Origin of the sequence: Pseudomonas rhodesiae, assembly GCF_007858255.1 — a bacterium.
Classification (GTDB): domain Bacteria; phylum Pseudomonadota; class Gammaproteobacteria; order Pseudomonadales; family Pseudomonadaceae; genus Aquipseudomonas; species Aquipseudomonas rhodesiae.
On the sequence record NZ_VFEU01000017.1, the window covers coordinates 77469 to 94130 of the forward strand.

Here is a 16662-nt window from a genome sequence, read left to right on the forward strand (position 1 = left end):
CAGGCAGTTTGGTATTCCCAATGGTATTCCCGGCTCCCCGGCGCTAATCTTGGGAATACCAAAAGGTGTCATGGAGTACTTCTCATGTGCGCTCAAACCACCCGCCTCTCCGACCGCCAGCTCAAGGCGGTCAAACCGAAAGACAAGGATTACGTCCTCACGGATGGCGACGGGCTCCAACTGCGAGTCAGGGTCAATCGCTCGATGCAGTGGAATTTCAACTACCGGCATCCCGTCACCAAAAATCGAATCAACATGGCACTCGGCTCTTATCCCGAGGTTTCTCTTGCGCAAGCGAGGAAGAAAACCGTTGAGGCCAGAGAGCTGCTTGCACAGGGCATCGATCCAAAAGCTCAGCGCAATGAGCTACAGGAAGCCAAACGAGCGGAAACGGAACACACCTTCGAGAACGTGGCCACCGCCTGGTTCGAGCTGAAGAAGGATTCCGTCACGCCGGCGTATGCCGAAGACATCTGGCGCTCGCTCACACTGCATGTTTTTCCAAGCATGAAATCAACGCCGTTATCGGAAGTGAACGCGCCGATGGTCATCAAGCTGCTTCATCCGATTGAAGCTAAAGGCAGCCTCGAGACAGTTAAGCGAGTGAGCCAGCGCCTTAACGAGATCATGACCTACGGGGTCAATTCCGGAATGATCTTTGCCAACCCCCTCAGCGGCATTCGAGCGGTGTTTAAGAAACCTAAGAAAGAGAACATGGCAGCGCTACCACCAGATGAGCTTCCGGAGCTCATGATGGAAATCGCGAACGCCAGCATCAAGCGGACGACCCGCTGCCTGATCGAATGGCAGCTACACACTATGACCCGCCCTGCCGAAGCGGCGACTACCCGATGGGCAGACATCGACTTCGAAAAACGCATCTGGACTATCCCTCCAGAGCGAATGAAAAAGCGTCGTCCGCACACAATCCCGCTGACCGAACATGCACTCTCGTTATTGGAGACGCTTAAGCCCCATAGCGGCCACAGGGAATATGTGTTCCCGTCAGATAGAAACCCGCGCACCCACGCGAATAGCCAAACAGCCAACATGGCGTTGAAACGGATGGGCTTCCAGGACCGCTTGGTCAGCCACGGCATGCGCTCCATGGCCAGCACAATCCTGAACGAGCATGGGTGGGACCCGGAACTGATCGAAGTCGCGCTGGCGCATGTCGATAAGGACGAGGTTCGAAGCGCCTACAACCGGGCGGATTACATCGAACGCCGGCGTCCGATGATGGCTTGGTGGAGTGAACATATCCAGAAGGCGGCCACCGGCAGCCTTTCGGCAACCGCGATCAATTACACCAGAGACTTGAACGTCGTACCGATACGCTGAGCATCCTAGAGCTTGTGGCACCGGCGAAAAACCGTATAGCCGTGTGGTGCAGTATGGGGACAGGATTCACGACTATCGCAAAACCTCCCGCACGCCTGCGCTCCTTAGTCAAAGTCCCTGAGTATGGGAAGGCTCTGCATTCCCATACTCAGGGACTCACGCTTGAATGATCTATCAGTCAACAACGACTTGCGATTTTCACACGTGATCACCCCACCGCTGAAATAGCTTGTCGTTCACCATCAAGGGAGCCGCCGAGACGAGCTTTCCAGCGCCAACTGGCGTATTTAACCTCCGATAGTTTTATTTGGATCATATAAGGCTCTTGTATGAGAGCGGGGAGCGGCTGTTAGCATCGTGAAACTTTTTTCATATTCATCTAGAAAATACCTCCCCCGTTCCACCAACGCTTTTCTGGCTATTTTTTCTTTCAGCTTTTTTCTCCTCGAAAAAACAGAAGCTTAAGAAAATATCGGCGTTCGAAATTAGAACCTCATCCAACTATATTGAATAGCTCACTATCATTTTTTCGATGCCATTTATTCCAAAAAGGTCTTTTGCCGAGAAAACGGGGGCGTGCTTTATTGCCAACAGATGTAACGAGTTGTTTCAAACTTATTGCCGATCTTCGGTACCGACAAGGGCTTTCTGTCGCCGAACAGGTGAGTTCCGTTCGTTGTGACGCAGTGGGTTAAGCCTGGGACATTGATGATTTTGCTTGTGTCTGTTTGGCGCAATGCAAACAAGGGATTTGTGCAATTATCGAGGCTTGAACCCATGAATCATGTGATCAACTCCATACTGGAAAACACGTCAACTCGCCCCTCAATCGGCCATACCAACCCCGCGTTACTGCATGACGTTCTATGGCGAGCATTGGAGCACGCACTCAAGGCAAACATGGATGATGCTTCGCAAACCCCGCACACTCGCGCCTGCCTGAGGATCTACGCCGAAATCGATACGTTGTCGTATCTGGACAAGGCTGATTCGAAACTGGCGGCGGCTCTGGGCAAGGCGTTCTTCGAATCCCGCTCCAGCAAAGACGTCGAGGCTTTCTGGAAGCTGTTGCTGATCAAGCAACTGCTGTTCGAATTGTCGGTTAGGAGTGTGGCGACCCAGATCGCTTCGCAAGCCAGCCTGCCCCGTCAATTGCTCACGCTCGACTCGCAGTTGATTGCAGCGCCGTCGGGGGTAAATATCAGCCTGGGGCTGCTGTGCAAAGAGACCGACCAGCTCAAGCATTCCGTCGTGCTGGTCTTGCAGAAACTGGCGCAGCACATCGAAGACCGTGGCCTGAAAAAGCCCCAAGTCACTGCGCAGCTCCTGCTGGAGTTGTACAACGCCGTGTGGTCGGGCAGTAATGGCACCGATATCGAGTCGCAGATTTTTTACGCCGACAGTGTGTATGACGCGTTGCCCGACGTGCATCACGCCCTGGGCCTGGCGCCGCAGGAAAAATGGCTGACCTTGTTTACCTGGTTATACGGCGATAAGGATGGCCGCCCCTATGACACCAACCAGCACACCGAAACCCTGGTCGTGGCGCTGGAAACCGCGCTGCGCAATCGCTACATCGCTGATATCGACAGCCTGATCAAGGACGGCGGCGCACGGCATCGCCTGGAAGAGATTCGCGCACGCCTGGACAAGGATCATCCCGGGCATTTCGAGCAGCCCGCCGAGCTGATCGAAGCACTGGGTAGCATCCGTTTTACCCAGCCGGCCGCCATTGACCGCTTGCTGCTGCAGGTGCATGCGTTTGGCTTTCACTACCTGGATATCGAGTTTCGTGAAAACGCTGAGATGTTCAGCAGCGTGGTCGATGAGATTCTTTCCAGCCAGTGGCTGGAAACCATCGGCCTGGGCCAGGGCCGGCACTATCATGAGCTGGACGAGCGTGCGCGCCAGGCCGCGCTTGAGGTCGCGCTGGAAGGCGACGAGTCCCAGGCTCCCGCTGCCCTGTGGCAAGGCTATCTGCAACGCACCGCGTCGATTTACACCAAGAAAGCCCAGCAATACGCTGGCCAGGATTACATCACGCTGATGGAGCAGGACCCGAGCTACATCCGCATGCACGATGCCCGCAATGCGCTCGAGCGGTTTGAAATGATCGATCGGTATCGCGACCGCATGAAAATCCACGGGATCGCCGAATACACCTCGGCCCTCAGCACGCTGGAGGTGCTGTTCCTGATGAAGGCGGCCCAGGTGCGGGACGGAATTGACATCGCCCTGCAACCCGAAGACCTTGCGGGTGCCGAGCGCACGCTGGCGACGGTGCATGAGGTGTACGAAAACCCGTTGTACCGCCAGCATCTGGCAACGCGAGGCAACCGCCAATACATCACGTTTGGCCCAAGCGACACCGGCAAACAAGGCGGCAAGGCCATGCACAAACTGAACATGGCTATTGCCAACCAGCACAAGCGGATCGCGGCCCGCTACGGTGTCGAGGTGGTTGTCCACGTAATCATGGGCGGGGAACACGCACGGTGTAACGGAGTGATCGCCGAGACCTTGCAGGAGTTCGGTGCGCTGGAGGGCCCGGAAACCCGCTTCATGCTGGCCGGGTGCGCGGAGATGCGCGCTCATCTGCTGACCCGCAACCAGTCCGTCAACTTCCTCAGCCAGTTGTACCGCATGCACGCCGAGCCCCAGCCGCAACCGTCCGAGGAGGTCGTTACGGGCAGGATTCAACGCTGGGCTGAGGTGGTGCGCCGCTACCAGGCGACATTCTTCGAGCATCCAGCCCTGCCTTCCCTGCTGCGGGACCTGGCGCGATTCGATGTGGTCAGGGCCACCGCCAAGGGCACCCGGCCGCCTTCTCGCATCTTTAACATCAAGGTTTTCGAGTCCCGGCCAGATGCCATTCGTGCGATTCCCTGGACCCGTGCGCTGTTGGCCGGTGGGTTACACAGCGAACTGATCGGAGTCGGGCAGTTTGCGCGAGAGCCGGCAGCGCAATTGTCGACGGCGTTTAATGAGGATGAGAGTTTTCATACCTACGTCAAAGGTATGGCTTATGCCATCGCGCGAACCGACCTGAAATGCGCCTGGCTGACCTTGACCGGCAGCATCCCGGAGAAGACCAACATCCTGGCGCTGGCTGAAGCCTTGAAGACCGAAGCAGTCGGAACGGCCGAACAGCTGCTGGCCAGCCTGCACTTGGAAGTGATTGAAGGTAAGCGCTTCGTGTACAGAGCCATTACCGGCACCGAGTGGGTGGATCCATGGAAAATCAAGGAAAGCAGCTTGCTTAACCCATGGCCTAGCCTCAAGGCAGAGGTCTACCGCAAGGAAAAGAACCTGAGAATCTATCGGTTGTTTCTTATCTACGCCAAAAGCAATCCCGAGTTCATCCAGTCTTCGTCGCTGAATGATTTCTACAGCGGGTTCCTCGCGGCCGCCAGTACCGATGCAGGTCTGGTCGATCCCACCAGCGCCCAACATTTCACTTGGTGATCAGTCCCGATATCCAGGGCAACCTGGGTATCGGCAGGCGCTACCCTCCAAGAGGATCAGCTGAATGGCGTTTACTACCCTGATACTCGATGCCCCCGGGCCACCGTTGCTGTTTGAGGAAGTCGATCGCTTTCTTAACCTGGGCCTGGCCGTTACCCTCAATCTGCACTATTTCGCGGACAAGGACCGCATCCGGCAGCATTACACCACGCGCATTCAGTATGCCGAGATTAACTGCCACGACGAGACTGACTTTATTGCCGCCGTGAATCAGGCGGGGGGTTATAGCGTGTTCAAAACACGCCTGAATATACCCTTCGGCGCCAGCCTGATTCGCGCAGCCACCTCACCCGCGCTGTCTACACCACTGCGCGCCATTGCCCAGGCAGGCGCCGGGGTTAACCATATTGATCGGCTAGAGTGCGAGCAGTGTGGCGTGGCGATACTCAACACGCCGGGTTCCAACGCGGCCGCTGTTGCCGAATACGTCGTGGCCCAAGTGCTGTTTCTGTCTCGCGACCTGGATTACTACAACGCCGAAACCCACAAAGGTCATTGGGCAAAAGGCACCTTGGCACCTACCTCCGAATACGCCGAACTCATTCTTGGGCTGGTGGGCACCGGCAGCATTGCTCGGCAGGTAGCACGCAAGGCGGCGGCGTTAGGCATCAAGGTGATCGCCACAGGGTCGGAGCGTTTCACCGAACCGGTGGCGCACAGCCTTGAGCTTGAACGACGAGCAAGCCTGGCGCAGTTACTGGCCGAGGCGCACATCATTTCGATCCACGTCCCGCTAACCACGCTGACCCGAGGCTTGTTCGGCACTGCCGAGTTCCTGCAGATGCGCCAAGGTTCAATCCTGATCAATACCGCACGCGGCGGGATCGTTGACGAACACCAACTGGCAGCCTTCATGCGCCAGTTTCCCAAGCATATCAAGGCGGTCGCCATCGATACCTTTGCCCTGGAAAAGGACCGGTTCGACTCTCCACTGACCGGCATTCCCCGCGCGCAATTGACGCCGCATATTGCCGGCAATACCACCACGGCAATCAGGTCGGCATCGCGCCAGATCGTCGACAAGATCCATGCATTCAGTAACGCCGCCATCGTGCGTTAACCGACCGGACACAAGGAAGGCCATATCATGCAAACCTCTATTTTTACCCGTATCAACGCCCTGAGTTGCACCGACCTCAGCGACGCGATGGACCGCCTGAAAATCGTTTGCCAGTGCACCGACATCATGCCCCTGGATCGCACGTTCAATCTCACAGGCAAAGCCTGGACCCTGCGCTACGGCCCTATTGGCCTGGACGGCGGCTCGGTGGGAGACTACATCGACGACCTTGAGGCCGGCCAAGTGGTGGTGATCGACAACCAAGCGCGGCTCGACACCACAGTGTGGGGCGACTTGCTGACCTCTACCGCCGCCCGTAAGCGATTGGCCGGGACGGTGATTGACGGTATCTGCCGCGATATCGACCGTGCGCTGGAACTCAACTACCCGATCTTTTCCCGAGGTAACTGGATGCGCACCGGCAAGGATCGTGTGCGTGTCGAAGCGATCCAGGCGCCCGTGACGCTGGGCGGCGTGCGGGTACAGCCCGATGATTGGTTGCGCGGCGACGGTGATGGCCTCGTAGTGATTCCAGCCGGTTCACTGATCGAAGTGCTGGCGGTAGCCGAAGAAGTCCACCAGGCCGAAGAGCATATCCGTGCGGCTATCGAGGCGGGAGTGCCTTTGCGCCAGGCGCGGGCCGACTATGGTTACCACGCACTACAAACCCCACGTAGCTGACGATAGCGTTGACTGATGGCGAGCGTGCCTGATGGTGGCGCCGCCAGTGCTACCCGATATCTATCAACTATACACCGGCACTTTGCGAGACATCGGTTAATGGCGACAATCTTCTGCAAAGCAAACAGCTTCAAGCACATCACGGCCGCAGAACGTCTGTAACAGGAATTGAAAAAGTCAGTATCGCTCCCCTCAGGCAACGGTTTGCAAAGTTACGGATGGCGATGCGAATGAACTAGAGGAAAGCCGAGTAGTATCCTGTTGCGGACTGGATAGCGGTCGAAACATCATTTCACCTGCACAGATACACAAATTTATTTAGTCAATCTTTCGACTAATACACCGAACCTTAATTAGCCTAGCTGTTAGCGCATAGTAATAGACAGTCGAAGGCGCTGAGCAGCGCAGGTGGTGCTGCAGAAACCATCTCACGTGCTTTTCTCTCCAGGACCAGGGAGTCGCGCAACCCCAGCGTTCACGAATCACCTTGTGCATCCTTTCTGCTTGCCTGATGTGCCGCTGCTGCGTGGCATGTGCACCTTTGAGCACGGGGCCCAGGAACAACGCTATGTCGAACTCGGCCGTCATCGCCGACCTCCGATGTAGGCACTCACCACATCGATGCGGTTATGTCCCAATTCGTGGCTGATCTGCTGTCGTGCACGCTGATCAAGCTCTCGATCTTCTCGATGAACACGACCTCCATTGACGGGCGCATTCAAGCCAGTCAGTTGCTCATAACGCTCACAGGCGTAAGCCGCCCGTAGCTCATGAAAGCCCTTCAATCCATGCTCATGCAAGATGTCCCGTGCCGGTCGCACAACTGACTGCATAAACACTTTGTAGCTCTCGTTGGGGGCCAACAGGTTCCGACTGCCACTGGGTGAAGCCTCCCAGGCCATATCCAAGGCGCCACGAATTTGATCAGTAACCGCGATCCAACGCGGTGCTGACGCGCCTGATCGACCGCCTTTGGTGCCGTCCTGGATGTTGATCTTGTCCAGTTGCCTGGCCTCACGTTGCAGTCGGGGCAGGTCCGCCAAGATCGCTTCACGCAGGCGCATACCAGTATCCCGGGCCAGATGCACAATTGCGGCCACACGTTGCTGACCTCGCTCTGACAGTACGAGTGCGATCAACTCGATCTGAGCACGATCTTGGCCTTGCGGTGCCTCACTACGCACGCTCGAACGCTGTAGGCCTAGCGCCTTGCTCGGACTGGGGATTTTGACGTACTGATCACCGCGCAGCGCGGCCATCGTGCGGTTCACGCTGGACAGGCGGTTCTGCGCGGTGGCGATGCCGACGCTGCCCTGCTCAACTTGCTCGCGCATATGGAAGGCATACCGCATGAGGATCTCACGGTCGATCTGTCGCGCATCGTTGAGTCCCGGTCCCTCCTCGGATCGACACCATTGCACGAATGCCTGCCAGCGATCGCTATGGGCTTTGACGGTACCAAAATGGCCATCGCCAAACAGATCTTTCAAGGCTTGCGGTCCGGCATAGCTGAGCTGGCGACCGAAGCCGAAATTGCGCCCCGCTCGCTTACCGACGCGAGCCATTTTTCTGTTCCTGATCGACTGCAGCGAGCTCATGTAGAAGGGCTCGCCAGTGTGGGCTTACGATGGCGAACTGGGCCCAATCAGTAGGGCGAAAACACAGCGTGTTGTCGACGACGTAGAGATGCGCCCCCTCCTTTTCTAACCACTGGATAACGGCAGTCATTGAGGTGATAGTTTTACGAACGGTGGCGACATCGGCGACAGCGGCGACAGCGGCGACAACCATTGTCCTACCTGGCTTTGAGCGTGGCGACAAAGTGGCGACACTCGCGGCGACAAACCGCGCTTTCGGCTCCTTTTGACGTTGAGCTAAGTGGTTGCGCAGTGCTTCATCAAGATTGAACATGGCGCACCTCGAAGGTATGGCCGTCGGTAATCAGCCAATGATGATCAAGCAACTCGACCAGAAGCTTGGTGGCATGGCGACTGCTTTTACGGGCAAAGCGGGGACCGTTGCGGTTCAAGTCTCGAATACTAAAGCGCTTCCAATCTTTGACCTGCAGCCAGCGCAACAGCCGGTCCGCCTCCTCCTTAACTCGACACACTGGCTCCTGCTCAGTCAGGCGCTGGATCTCGGTGAGGTAGTAGCCAACTAAGGCAGAGGCCCGTTGGATATGGTCGACCTCCACGACGCTGCTCTCCTCCACAACTGCAAGAATGCCGGCGATGCGCAGCAGGTTATCGGCAGCCTTTGATCCGCTGGGCCGCACGCTGGCCAGCTCGCCAAACTCCCCCAGCTGAGCTTCGATAGCATCATGCAAATCAATCCAGCGACGACGCGCCAGCGGACTGAGGCTCAGCTTTGACAGCTGCAAGGCTCCGTCAGCGGAAAGTGACCAAGGCTGATAAAACAGAGCCGAAAGGCGGTGATGATAGCGCTTGAGGGCGGCGTCTTTGGACAAGTCGACAGCCTGGTAGCTACGTTGCCCGGCTAGACTGGTGGGCCAGGTCATCAAGCAGCGCCCTAGAATGCCTTGGCCCTGCAGCAACGGGTCACTGAGTAACTGCATGGCCAAATACGGTTGCAGCATCAGGTGCAGGCTCAGGCGTCGGTCATAGACTCTTAGGCTTTCGCCTGCCATAGAGCGAGCACGATCAATCGGGCTACCGTCCCAGAGTGACGACAAGGTCGTGACCGCTTTCAAACGGTTGTCCCGACTCATGGTGCTGCTGCCAAGGAATTGTCCGCCCTCGTCACAGAACAGCCCCATGCTCGGCAAGTCATGGCAGAGCCCCTTGATCAGGGCCTCGATAGTCGGATCCGTGGTGATCAGCCGAGGGGCCGAAGGCTCCGCTTCGAGCGGTACGCTGTTTGTGGGGGCGGGATCGGCAGGATTGATACGCTGCGCTTGTCGCTGTGCGGCACGGTACCGAGAGAGCTGCTCACGATAGTGTTGCCACTGCTGACGCTCCCATTGGCGCGCTGGCAGCAGCGCGGATCGGTCTGCCGCGGTCTTGCGATCACCGGACGCAGCCACCGTGATCAAGTACAACGACAGGGGATAATTTCTCCCGTCGAATTGTAAGCCAGCATGACCTTGAGTCGCCAGAGCCGAGGCGGCCAACACCGATTGCGCTGCCAGTGCTTGGGGCACGCCGATGACCTCGGCCATGCGCTCAACCGCAGGCCCAAGAATCCCACCTAGTGCCTGAACGGGATAAGGCTGGGGCACGGGGTTCGACTCAATCAACGGTCGAGGTGGTCGTGGTAGTTCAAGCTTCGGATCTAACTGCTGCATGGGCCCTCTCCTCGATCATTGCCGGTTGTCCTCACGTAGTCCCGCCACGGATGTTGAGTGTTATCAGGGATCAAGGCCCCTGCGGCCTGTGAGGTGTTCACTGACGCGGAACGAGCGGCTCCTTACGACCGGGAGCAAGGGCATGAACCCATGAATCTGGCCTCCTTAAACGCATCCGAAGATGCGGGCGGGTGGAGGCTGTGCCGACTGACGAGTTCGGCACCTAGAGATCCTGGGTGAGAGAAAGCAAAGACCTGGACACTTGGGGCATGCCTGACTGTCAGTCAGGTGCAGCCCTTCCGTAGGCTGCGGCACCGGTGTCTGTGTCGTTGCGGATGGCGACGAATCGGAGTTGTCAGGCCTATTGTCACGAGGAAAGTTGCGGCAATGCCATGTACGACGTGGCTTTCAGCAGTGGTACGAGCGCCCGTCTCTTTCCAGAAGAAAGAGACGGGCGCGGTCTGGCGCAGCGAAGTGTGCCGATAGGTGAGGTTGCCGCAGCGCAGCGAGGTAGGTCCATCGTCTGCCGCAATGGGCAGATTGGTCGAGTAGGCATCCATCACTTTTGGGGAGTGACCGTGCGAGCCGCCGGACGCTAATCGCACTTGGGGAAGAACCACCACGCGAGGGGCGTAGCCTTAAAGGTTCTGGCTACCTGGGCAGGTGCTGTCAACGACAGCGATCCGTGCACCAATTTTTATACCCACTCGAAAAGGTGGTCAAGCGTCACAGCCAATGCGCTGAGAAAGTGGCGACTGTCGCCACTTCTGTCGCCATGCCCCAGACCACGTTATACGTGGGTTGTCGCCGCCGTCGCCGCTGTCGCCACACCTACATCCATGCCCAACGAAAAGATTCGGACACACCCTGAATAACGTTGCGCTCGATGGAAATCGTGGGGAAATACTGATGGTGAAAGTAGGCGTGGTGTGAATTAAATTTGAGCATGGAGGGTGGAACGCAACGGTGGCGAGAGAAAGCGAGTGAACCCTCCGATCAGCGCGATCAAAGATCGCTTGATCGGAGGGTTTGGCGGAAAAAGCAAATCTCAAACGTCAATTACAGAATCAGGCATCAAAGCTGGTTGATTGAGAGGTGACGGCTTCACGTCGCATGATCAGCGTCTGCTGCAGCCGCAGCAGAAAACCTGCTTCAAATGCTTCCTGGGGATCACCTGGACGATGATGCTTTCGGTTTTGCGCCAGTGCCCACCACAGCGGCAATGATGAGCCATCGAGCCAGGTCTCAGCGCACCGAACGCCGTCCTCAATCATCGGGCGGAATTCATTGCCCCATGGTGTTCGAAGACCGGGACAGCCTTCAGCAGAAGGAACAGAGACGTACTCACCAACCTGTTGATGGACGCGCTGAGCTGGGATACCGGACAAACATCGAAACGCCTTGTCAAACAACACAGCCGCGTCATCCAACAGCTCCACAGCCAGCTCAACATCCTGTGGAAAATGAAGCAGGATGCTCTGTGCACCATTAAGCCGAAGTATTGCAGCCTGCCGTAGTTTAATCGCTGCATCTTCAAGGGTAAGCGATGAAGTATCGATACTGTTGGGTTTGGGGAGGCCGATGAGAAGCGAGAGATCAAACATCGCGGAATCCTCCGAGATAGTTTGAAGTACGAAACAGATGGCCAAGGTGGCGCACGAGCTTAAAAGGGGGACATGCCATTTTCCTTATCTCCTTGGTTTGATTAAGGAATGCCATCCACCGTTGCGACACGAATGGGTGGCACACCGTACAGGGGTCGCAAACCGGAAACCAAGGAACCCGGCCAGGCAAAAGCCTGCCCTGCACGGTGCGCCATAGAAAAGCAGCAGCTAGCACTCGAAGTACTGGCTGTGCGATATGGCACGTACCGCGCCTTGGTTTCGATTCAGGTTGCGACACCCGGTCGCGGGATTGACCGCGACGAAGCAAAGCGTAAATGTGAAGCCGCAGGAACACAAGCATGCGGATAAATAAGCTCGGCATCCTGAATGAAGGCTTATCTGTGTTTCTGTCAGCTTAGGTCACGCCACCTCGCACCATCACGAGTCGCTTACATTTTCCCCCTTTACGCAGACAAACCGTCTCCAAGAAACCTGGTACGTACCAAATTAAGACATAGCCGCCGAATGCGTCTTCGCCTATTACCGACCTGGGAGCTCGACCACGTGGTCAGACACTGATTAAATGCGCCCACGCCACCGACGCCAGATCCCAGAGTATCAAGCCGTGAGGCAGCTAACTGGCTGGCGTAAAGCCATAGGAAAAGCAAGTGACATCTACCGCAGAACAAATCGAGCATTTCATCGCCACTTTAGCCTCGCTTGGGGGCAGTGCGGGTAATCAGCGGCTGCTTGAGGCTCTGGCCTGGCCGGAAAGTACCTATCAGCGTATCAAGCAACAACTAATTGAAACAAAACGCATTAATCCAGGAAGAGGCCGCGGGGGGTCAGTGGCACTCGCGCCGGCTGAGGATACGGTCGTGCATATTGAGAAATTCGAGGGCCAACCTACGCAACCAAAAACGAAAGATTTGCAGCCCAACCAAGCCCCCAATCCCGAGATTGACTATGCGGATGCCTTGTGGAAAGCAGCAGACAAGCTACGCGGGAATATGGAACCAAGCGACTACAAACATGTTGCATTGGGCCTAATATTTCTCAAGTATATCTCCGATTCTTTCGAAGCCCGACACGCCGAACTGTTGGAAGAGGATCCACTAGCAGCGGAAGATAAGGACGAATACATTGCCGATAACATCTTTTGGGTGCCAAAAGAGGCTCGCTGGTCGCATCTGAAAGCAAATGCCAAACGTCCACAGATTGGTACTTTAGTCGACGATGCTATGAGGGCAATTGAAAAAGATAACGAATCACTGAAAAGTGTTCTACCTAAGGAATATGCTCGCCCCGCGCTCAACAAGGTAATGCTGGGTGAACTAATTGATCTCATTTCAGGAATAGCGCTGGGTGAAGGTGAAAACAAGTCCAAGGACGTACTTGGACGAGTTTATGAATATTTCCTCAGTCAGTTTGCGGGTAGCGAGGGTAAGCGCGGGGGAGAGTTCTATACACCGCGCTCAGTAGTCCGACTTCTGGTGGAGATGCTTGAACCCTATCAAGGACGAGTATACGACCCATGCTGCGGTTCAGGGGGCATGTTTGTTCAGAGCGAAAAGTTCGTGCGAGAGCATGGCGGGCGCATCGGCGATATAGCTATTTATGGCCAAGAGAGCAACTACACAACATGGCGATTAGCAAAAATGAACTTAGCTGTTCGCCGCATCGACGCCGACATATCGTGGAATAACGAAGGCAGCTTTCATAAAGACGAATTTGCGGCTAAACGTGGCAACGATGGTGCGCCTATAAAAGCTGACTTCATACTTGCCAACCCCCCGTTTAACATCTCCGACTGGGGTGGCGAACGGTTGAAGGACGACGTGCGCTGGAAGTTCGGTATACCACCTGCCGGAAATGCCAATTACGCCTGGCTTCAGCACATATACCATCACCTTGCACCGTTTGGAACCGCTGGAGTGGTGCTGGCCAATGGCTCGATGAGTTCAGGCCAAAGTGGCGAAGGAGATATCCGTAAAGCCATGATTGAGGCAGATACAGTGGACTGTATGGTCGCTCTGCCGGGACAATTGTTTTATTCAACGCAAATCCCCGCCTGTCTATGGTTTTTAGCACGCGACAAATCCAACGGCAAAGCAGGAAAATCGCATCTAAGGGATCGCCGTGGCGAAGTGCTATTCATAGACGCCCGAAATATGGGACAACTGGTGGATCGTACCCGCCGCGAACTTACAGATGACGACGCACTGAAGATAGCAACCACTTATCATGCTTGGCGCGGGGAGCAAAATGCCGGTAATTATCAAGACATACCTGGTTTTTGCAAATCCTCTACATTGGAGGAGATTCGCGAGCATGGCCATGTACTAACGCCTGGGCGCTACGTCGGTGCCCAAACAGCGGAAATCGATAGTGAAGTATTCTCCGAAAAAATGCAGCGATTGAGCGCTGAGTGGAGACAATGGCAAAAGGAAGCTACGAGACTGACGACCGTAATCGAAGCCAATTTGAAGGAGCTTGGATATGGCGGGTGAGTGGCAGGATGTTTCTCTTGGTGATTTATTTAAGGTAAAGCACGGCTTCGCTTTTAAAGGCGAACATTTTACCAACGAGAAGCACAAAACCGTTCTCGTCACACCCGGAAACTTTGCTGTTGGCGGGGGATTTAAGGACGAAAAACGAAGGTATTACCGCGGTCCGATTCTTAGCGACTACATACTGAAACCGGGTCAGATTGTCGTTACAATGACGGATCTCAGCAAGGAAGCCGACACCTTGGGTTTTGCTGGTCGTATCCCTGACGACTCCAACACTTGGCTTCATAACCAGCGAGTTGGGCTTTTGGAGTTCAAGCATAAGGCGCCTGCTATTCCTCGATTTGTCGAATATCTTCTGCGATCCCATGAATATAGATCATGGGTAATCGGTTCGGCTACAGGAACAACTGTGAAGCACACGTCTCCAGGTAGAATTGAGAGTTTTACCACCCGTATTCCTCCGCTAGCCGAACAACGGGCTATTGCCTACATCCTAGGATCTTTTGACGACAAGATCGCACTTATCCGCCAAAGAAATCAGACATTAGAGTCTATGGCTCGTGCGCTTTTTCACGACTGGTTCGTCGACTTCGGTCCAGTCCGCGCAAAAGTGGAGGGCCGAGAGCCCTATTTGCCCACTGAAATCTGGAAAATTTTTCCCAAACGCTTCGATGCGAGTGGTAAGCCAGAAGGTTGGGATGAAAAACCGCTAAGTTCAATGTTTACCATTATCGGTGGTGGAACACCAAAAACCTCTATCACAGAATATTGGGGCGGTGATATACCTTGGTTTTCGGTAGTCGATACACCATCGGCTAGCGATGTATTCGTGATCACAACCGAGAAGTCAATTACAGAACAGGGGTTAACAGAGAGCTCCGCCAGGCGTGTTCCGAAAGGTACAACCATTATTTCCGCCCGGGGCACGGTTGGAAACCTCGCGATTACTGGATGCCCTATGACATTCAATCAATCATGCTACGGGTTACAAGGCGTTGCGGGCATAGGTGACTATTTTGTTTACCTAACGGCACAGCAGATGGTGGATCAACTTAAGTCGATGGCACATGGCTCCGTTTTTTCTACTATTACTCGGCAGACATTTGAAGCAATTAAACGTCCGCTCCCGCCTCCCGAAATAATTAAAAAATTTGAGGCTTTGGTTTTAGAGTGGTTTGAAGAGATTTTTTCCAGCGTAGAAGAGTCTCGCACCCTCGTCTCCCTTCGCGATACGCTATTGCCAAAGCTGATTTCAGGCGAGCTTCGTATTAAAGATGCCAAGCGTTTTATAGAAGACAATATATGAATTTGGACTGGTGCCCCGGTATACGCGACGCTTGCATGCACTGGCGTGATGCAGAGATGCTGCAACAGACATTCGAGGCGTTGGAACGAACCCTAGAACAGGACAATGACGCATGTATTGACTGTGCAAAGTCAATCGTCGAGGTATTCTGCCGCATAATCGTAGACGAACTTGATTCTCCAACCCACCCTATTAAACCTAAAGCGAGTGCACCAGACTTCGGGGAATGGGTTGGCGCTGCAGTGCGCGTTTTGAAACTTGGCGAAAATCAGAACAACAAATTTCTAAAGCTGGTTTCGCAACATCACAAGTTGACTACCGCTCTAGGTGACCTCCGCAATGAGTCAGGCCCGGTAAGCCATGGACGAGACGGTTTTCTTAATAAGCTCTCAATCCATCATAGGCGTTCGTCGATCTTGGCGGCCGACGCCCTCGTAACCTTTTTACATCAGGCATACCTAGAAACCCACCTCGACCCTGTCAACTCTCGCGAGCCATGGGAACGTTTTGAAAGTTTTAATCAACTAATAGATGAACATGTAAGGTTAACGCTGGAAATAGACGATGATGGAGACTCAACGCTTCAGATTCTCTTACCTAGCAATGAGTCTCTCTCTCTAAACATACCTATCAGCCGACTGCTTTATCTACTTGATCGCGATGCGTACATCGAAGCCCTGATCGCTGCGCGCGGCGTGCCTGTCACGATCGCGGATCAAGCCAAAGAAGCAGGAGAACTCTAATGGCTTTTCTATCAGAGGCCCAATTAGAAACAGCGCTACTTGGTCAACTAGCTGCATTGCAATACGCCTGTATATCAGATGATTTGATTGGCCCGGATAGCAAACAGCCGGAAAGAGAATCATATGACGAGGTGGTACTTAAGACGCGTTTCACCACAGCAATAGCTCTACTTAATCCTAGTTTCCCTCCCGAAGCACAGGCAGATGCTGTACGTCGCGTAATACAATCTGAAATGCCCAACCTGCTGGATGAGAACCATCGCCTTCATCGTCTGCTAACGGAAGGTGTTGATGTTGAATATTATGCCGAGGATGGTACTTTAACTGCGGGCAAAGTTCGACTAATCGACTTTGATGACGTGACGAGTAATGACTGGCTGGCGGTGCAGCAATTCGTAGTAGTATCAGGGCAAGTAAAGCGTAGGCCGGATGTGGTGATATTCGTTAATGGCCTGCCATTAGGGATGGTCTGAAGTAGCCATGTATTTCCCCGGCATACCACCTAGCGCAACTTTTAAACTCGCCAAATGATCAAAAAACAATCAATTCGACGAGTATTTCTTACGTTTTCGCCACCCGGACCCC

Annotated in this window: 13 protein-coding genes; 8 read left to right on the forward strand and 5 right to left on the reverse strand. The window is 54.8% G+C overall.

Annotated features, from left to right (window positions below):
• Nucleotides 1-84 precede the first annotated feature (84 nt).
• The 4 genes from FIV35_RS21175 to FIV35_RS21190 all read left to right on the forward strand — a co-directional run bounded on the left by FIV35_RS21175 (nucleotide 85) and on the right by FIV35_RS21190 (nucleotide 6607).
• On the forward strand, nucleotides 85-1341 hold the full coding sequence (locus tag FIV35_RS21175; protein ID WP_034139344.1) for an integrase domain-containing protein: 1257 nt from the start codon (nucleotides 85-87) through the stop codon (nucleotides 1339-1341).
• A 900-nt stretch (nucleotides 1342-2241) separates the two neighbouring features.
• Nucleotides 2242-4806 carry a phosphoenolpyruvate carboxylase gene (locus tag FIV35_RS21180; protein WP_231980901.1) on the forward strand — a complete coding sequence of 855 codons (2565 nt, stop codon included), beginning with the start codon at nucleotides 2242-2244 and terminating at the stop codon, nucleotides 4804-4806.
• A 64-nt stretch (nucleotides 4807-4870) separates the two neighbouring features.
• Nucleotides 4871-5926, forward strand: a complete 1056-nt coding sequence (locus FIV35_RS21185) for an NAD(P)-dependent oxidoreductase (RefSeq protein ID WP_034139346.1) — start codon at nucleotides 4871-4873, stop codon at nucleotides 5924-5926.
• Nucleotides 5927-5953: 27 nt separating this feature from the next.
• On the forward strand, nucleotides 5954-6607 hold the full coding sequence (locus FIV35_RS21190) for an RraA family protein (protein WP_034139347.1): 654 nt from the start codon (nucleotides 5954-5956) through the stop codon (nucleotides 6605-6607).
• 318 nt (nucleotides 6608-6925) lie between these two features.
• On the opposite strand, the gene FIV35_RS29955 is transcribed toward FIV35_RS21190, so the two are convergent.
• From FIV35_RS29955 to FIV35_RS21215, 5 genes are all read right to left on the reverse strand, one after another.
• On the reverse strand, nucleotides 6926-7195 hold the full coding sequence (locus FIV35_RS29955) for a hypothetical protein (protein WP_034139348.1): 270 nt from the start codon (nucleotides 7193-7195) through the stop codon (nucleotides 6926-6928).
• Nucleotides 7192-8172, reverse strand: coding sequence for an integrase domain-containing protein (locus tag FIV35_RS21200; RefSeq protein ID WP_034139349.1), 981 nt, complete (start codon nucleotides 8170-8172; stop codon nucleotides 7192-7194). The genes FIV35_RS29955 and FIV35_RS21200 overlap by 4 nt, the downstream gene beginning before the upstream one ends.
• Nucleotides 8156-8518, reverse strand: coding sequence for a hypothetical protein (locus FIV35_RS21205; protein WP_034139350.1), 363 nt, complete (start codon nucleotides 8516-8518; stop codon nucleotides 8156-8158). Before FIV35_RS21205 ends, FIV35_RS21200 begins: the two co-directional genes overlap by 17 nt.
• Nucleotides 8505-9911, reverse strand: a complete 1407-nt coding sequence (locus FIV35_RS21210; RefSeq protein WP_034139351.1) for a YfjI family protein — start codon at nucleotides 9909-9911, stop codon at nucleotides 8505-8507. Before FIV35_RS21210 ends, FIV35_RS21205 begins: the two co-directional genes overlap by 14 nt.
• Before the next feature lie 1067 nt (nucleotides 9912-10978).
• The gene (locus FIV35_RS21215; protein ID WP_034139352.1) at nucleotides 10979-11515 is read right to left on the reverse strand and encodes a LasR-specific antiactivator QslA; all 537 of its coding nucleotides are present in this window, start codon (nucleotides 11513-11515) and stop codon (nucleotides 10979-10981) included.
• 668 nt (nucleotides 11516-12183) lie between these two features.
• Here FIV35_RS21215 and FIV35_RS21220 point away from each other — a divergent pair.
• Genes FIV35_RS21220 through FIV35_RS21235 form a run of 4 tightly spaced genes read left to right on the forward strand, consistent with a single transcriptional unit; the run spans nucleotide 12184 to nucleotide 16550 of the window.
• Nucleotides 12184-14025: a class I SAM-dependent DNA methyltransferase gene (locus FIV35_RS21220; RefSeq protein WP_034139353.1), complete on the forward strand. Its 1842-nt coding sequence runs from the start codon at nucleotides 12184-12186 to the stop codon at nucleotides 14023-14025.
• Nucleotides 14015-15334 (forward strand): restriction endonuclease subunit S, encoded by a 1320-nt coding sequence (locus FIV35_RS21225; protein WP_034139354.1) that lies wholly within the window; start codon nucleotides 14015-14017, stop codon nucleotides 15332-15334. Before FIV35_RS21220 ends, FIV35_RS21225 begins: the two co-directional genes overlap by 11 nt.
• A gap of 35 nt (nucleotides 15335-15369) precedes the next feature.
• A complete protein-coding gene (locus FIV35_RS21230) occupies nucleotides 15370-16077 on the forward strand; it encodes an abortive infection family protein (RefSeq protein ID WP_226477065.1) in 708 nt (235 codons plus the stop codon).
• Nucleotides 16077-16550, forward strand: coding sequence for a type I restriction endonuclease (locus tag FIV35_RS21235; RefSeq protein WP_146375051.1), 474 nt, complete (start codon nucleotides 16077-16079; stop codon nucleotides 16548-16550). Before FIV35_RS21230 ends, FIV35_RS21235 begins: the two co-directional genes overlap by 1 nt.
• Nucleotides 16551-16662: the final 112 nt, after the last annotated feature.

Coding starts and splice junctions, on each gene's coding strand:
- FIV35_RS29955 (WP_034139348.1), bottom strand. CDS start 7,195: ATGACGGCCGAGTTCGACATAGCGTTGTTCCTGGGCCCCGTGCTCAAA.
- FIV35_RS21185 (WP_034139346.1), top strand. CDS start 4,871: ATGGCGTTTACTACCCTGATACTCGATGCCCCCGGGCCACCGTTGCTG.
- FIV35_RS21175 (WP_034139344.1), top strand. CDS start 85: ATGTGCGCTCAAACCACCCGCCTCTCCGACCGCCAGCTCAAGGCGGTC.
- FIV35_RS21205 (WP_034139350.1), bottom strand. CDS start 8,518: ATGTTCAATCTTGATGAAGCACTGCGCAACCACTTAGCTCAACGTCAA.
- FIV35_RS21215 (WP_034139352.1), bottom strand. CDS start 11,515: ATGTTTGATCTCTCGCTTCTCATCGGCCTCCCCAAACCCAACAGTATC.
- FIV35_RS21235 (WP_146375051.1), top strand. CDS start 16,077: ATGGCTTTTCTATCAGAGGCCCAATTAGAAACAGCGCTACTTGGTCAA.
- FIV35_RS21225 (WP_034139354.1), top strand. CDS start 14,015: ATGGCGGGTGAGTGGCAGGATGTTTCTCTTGGTGATTTATTTAAGGTA.
- FIV35_RS21180 (WP_231980901.1), top strand. CDS start 2,242: ATGGATGATGCTTCGCAAACCCCGCACACTCGCGCCTGCCTGAGGATC.
- FIV35_RS21230 (WP_226477065.1), top strand. CDS start 15,370: ATGCACTGGCGTGATGCAGAGATGCTGCAACAGACATTCGAGGCGTTG.
- FIV35_RS21190 (WP_034139347.1), top strand. CDS start 5,954: ATGCAAACCTCTATTTTTACCCGTATCAACGCCCTGAGTTGCACCGAC.
- FIV35_RS21210 (WP_034139351.1), bottom strand. CDS start 9,911: ATGCAGCAGTTAGATCCGAAGCTTGAACTACCACGACCACCTCGACCG.
- FIV35_RS21200 (WP_034139349.1), bottom strand. CDS start 8,172: ATGGCTCGCGTCGGTAAGCGAGCGGGGCGCAATTTCGGCTTCGGTCGC.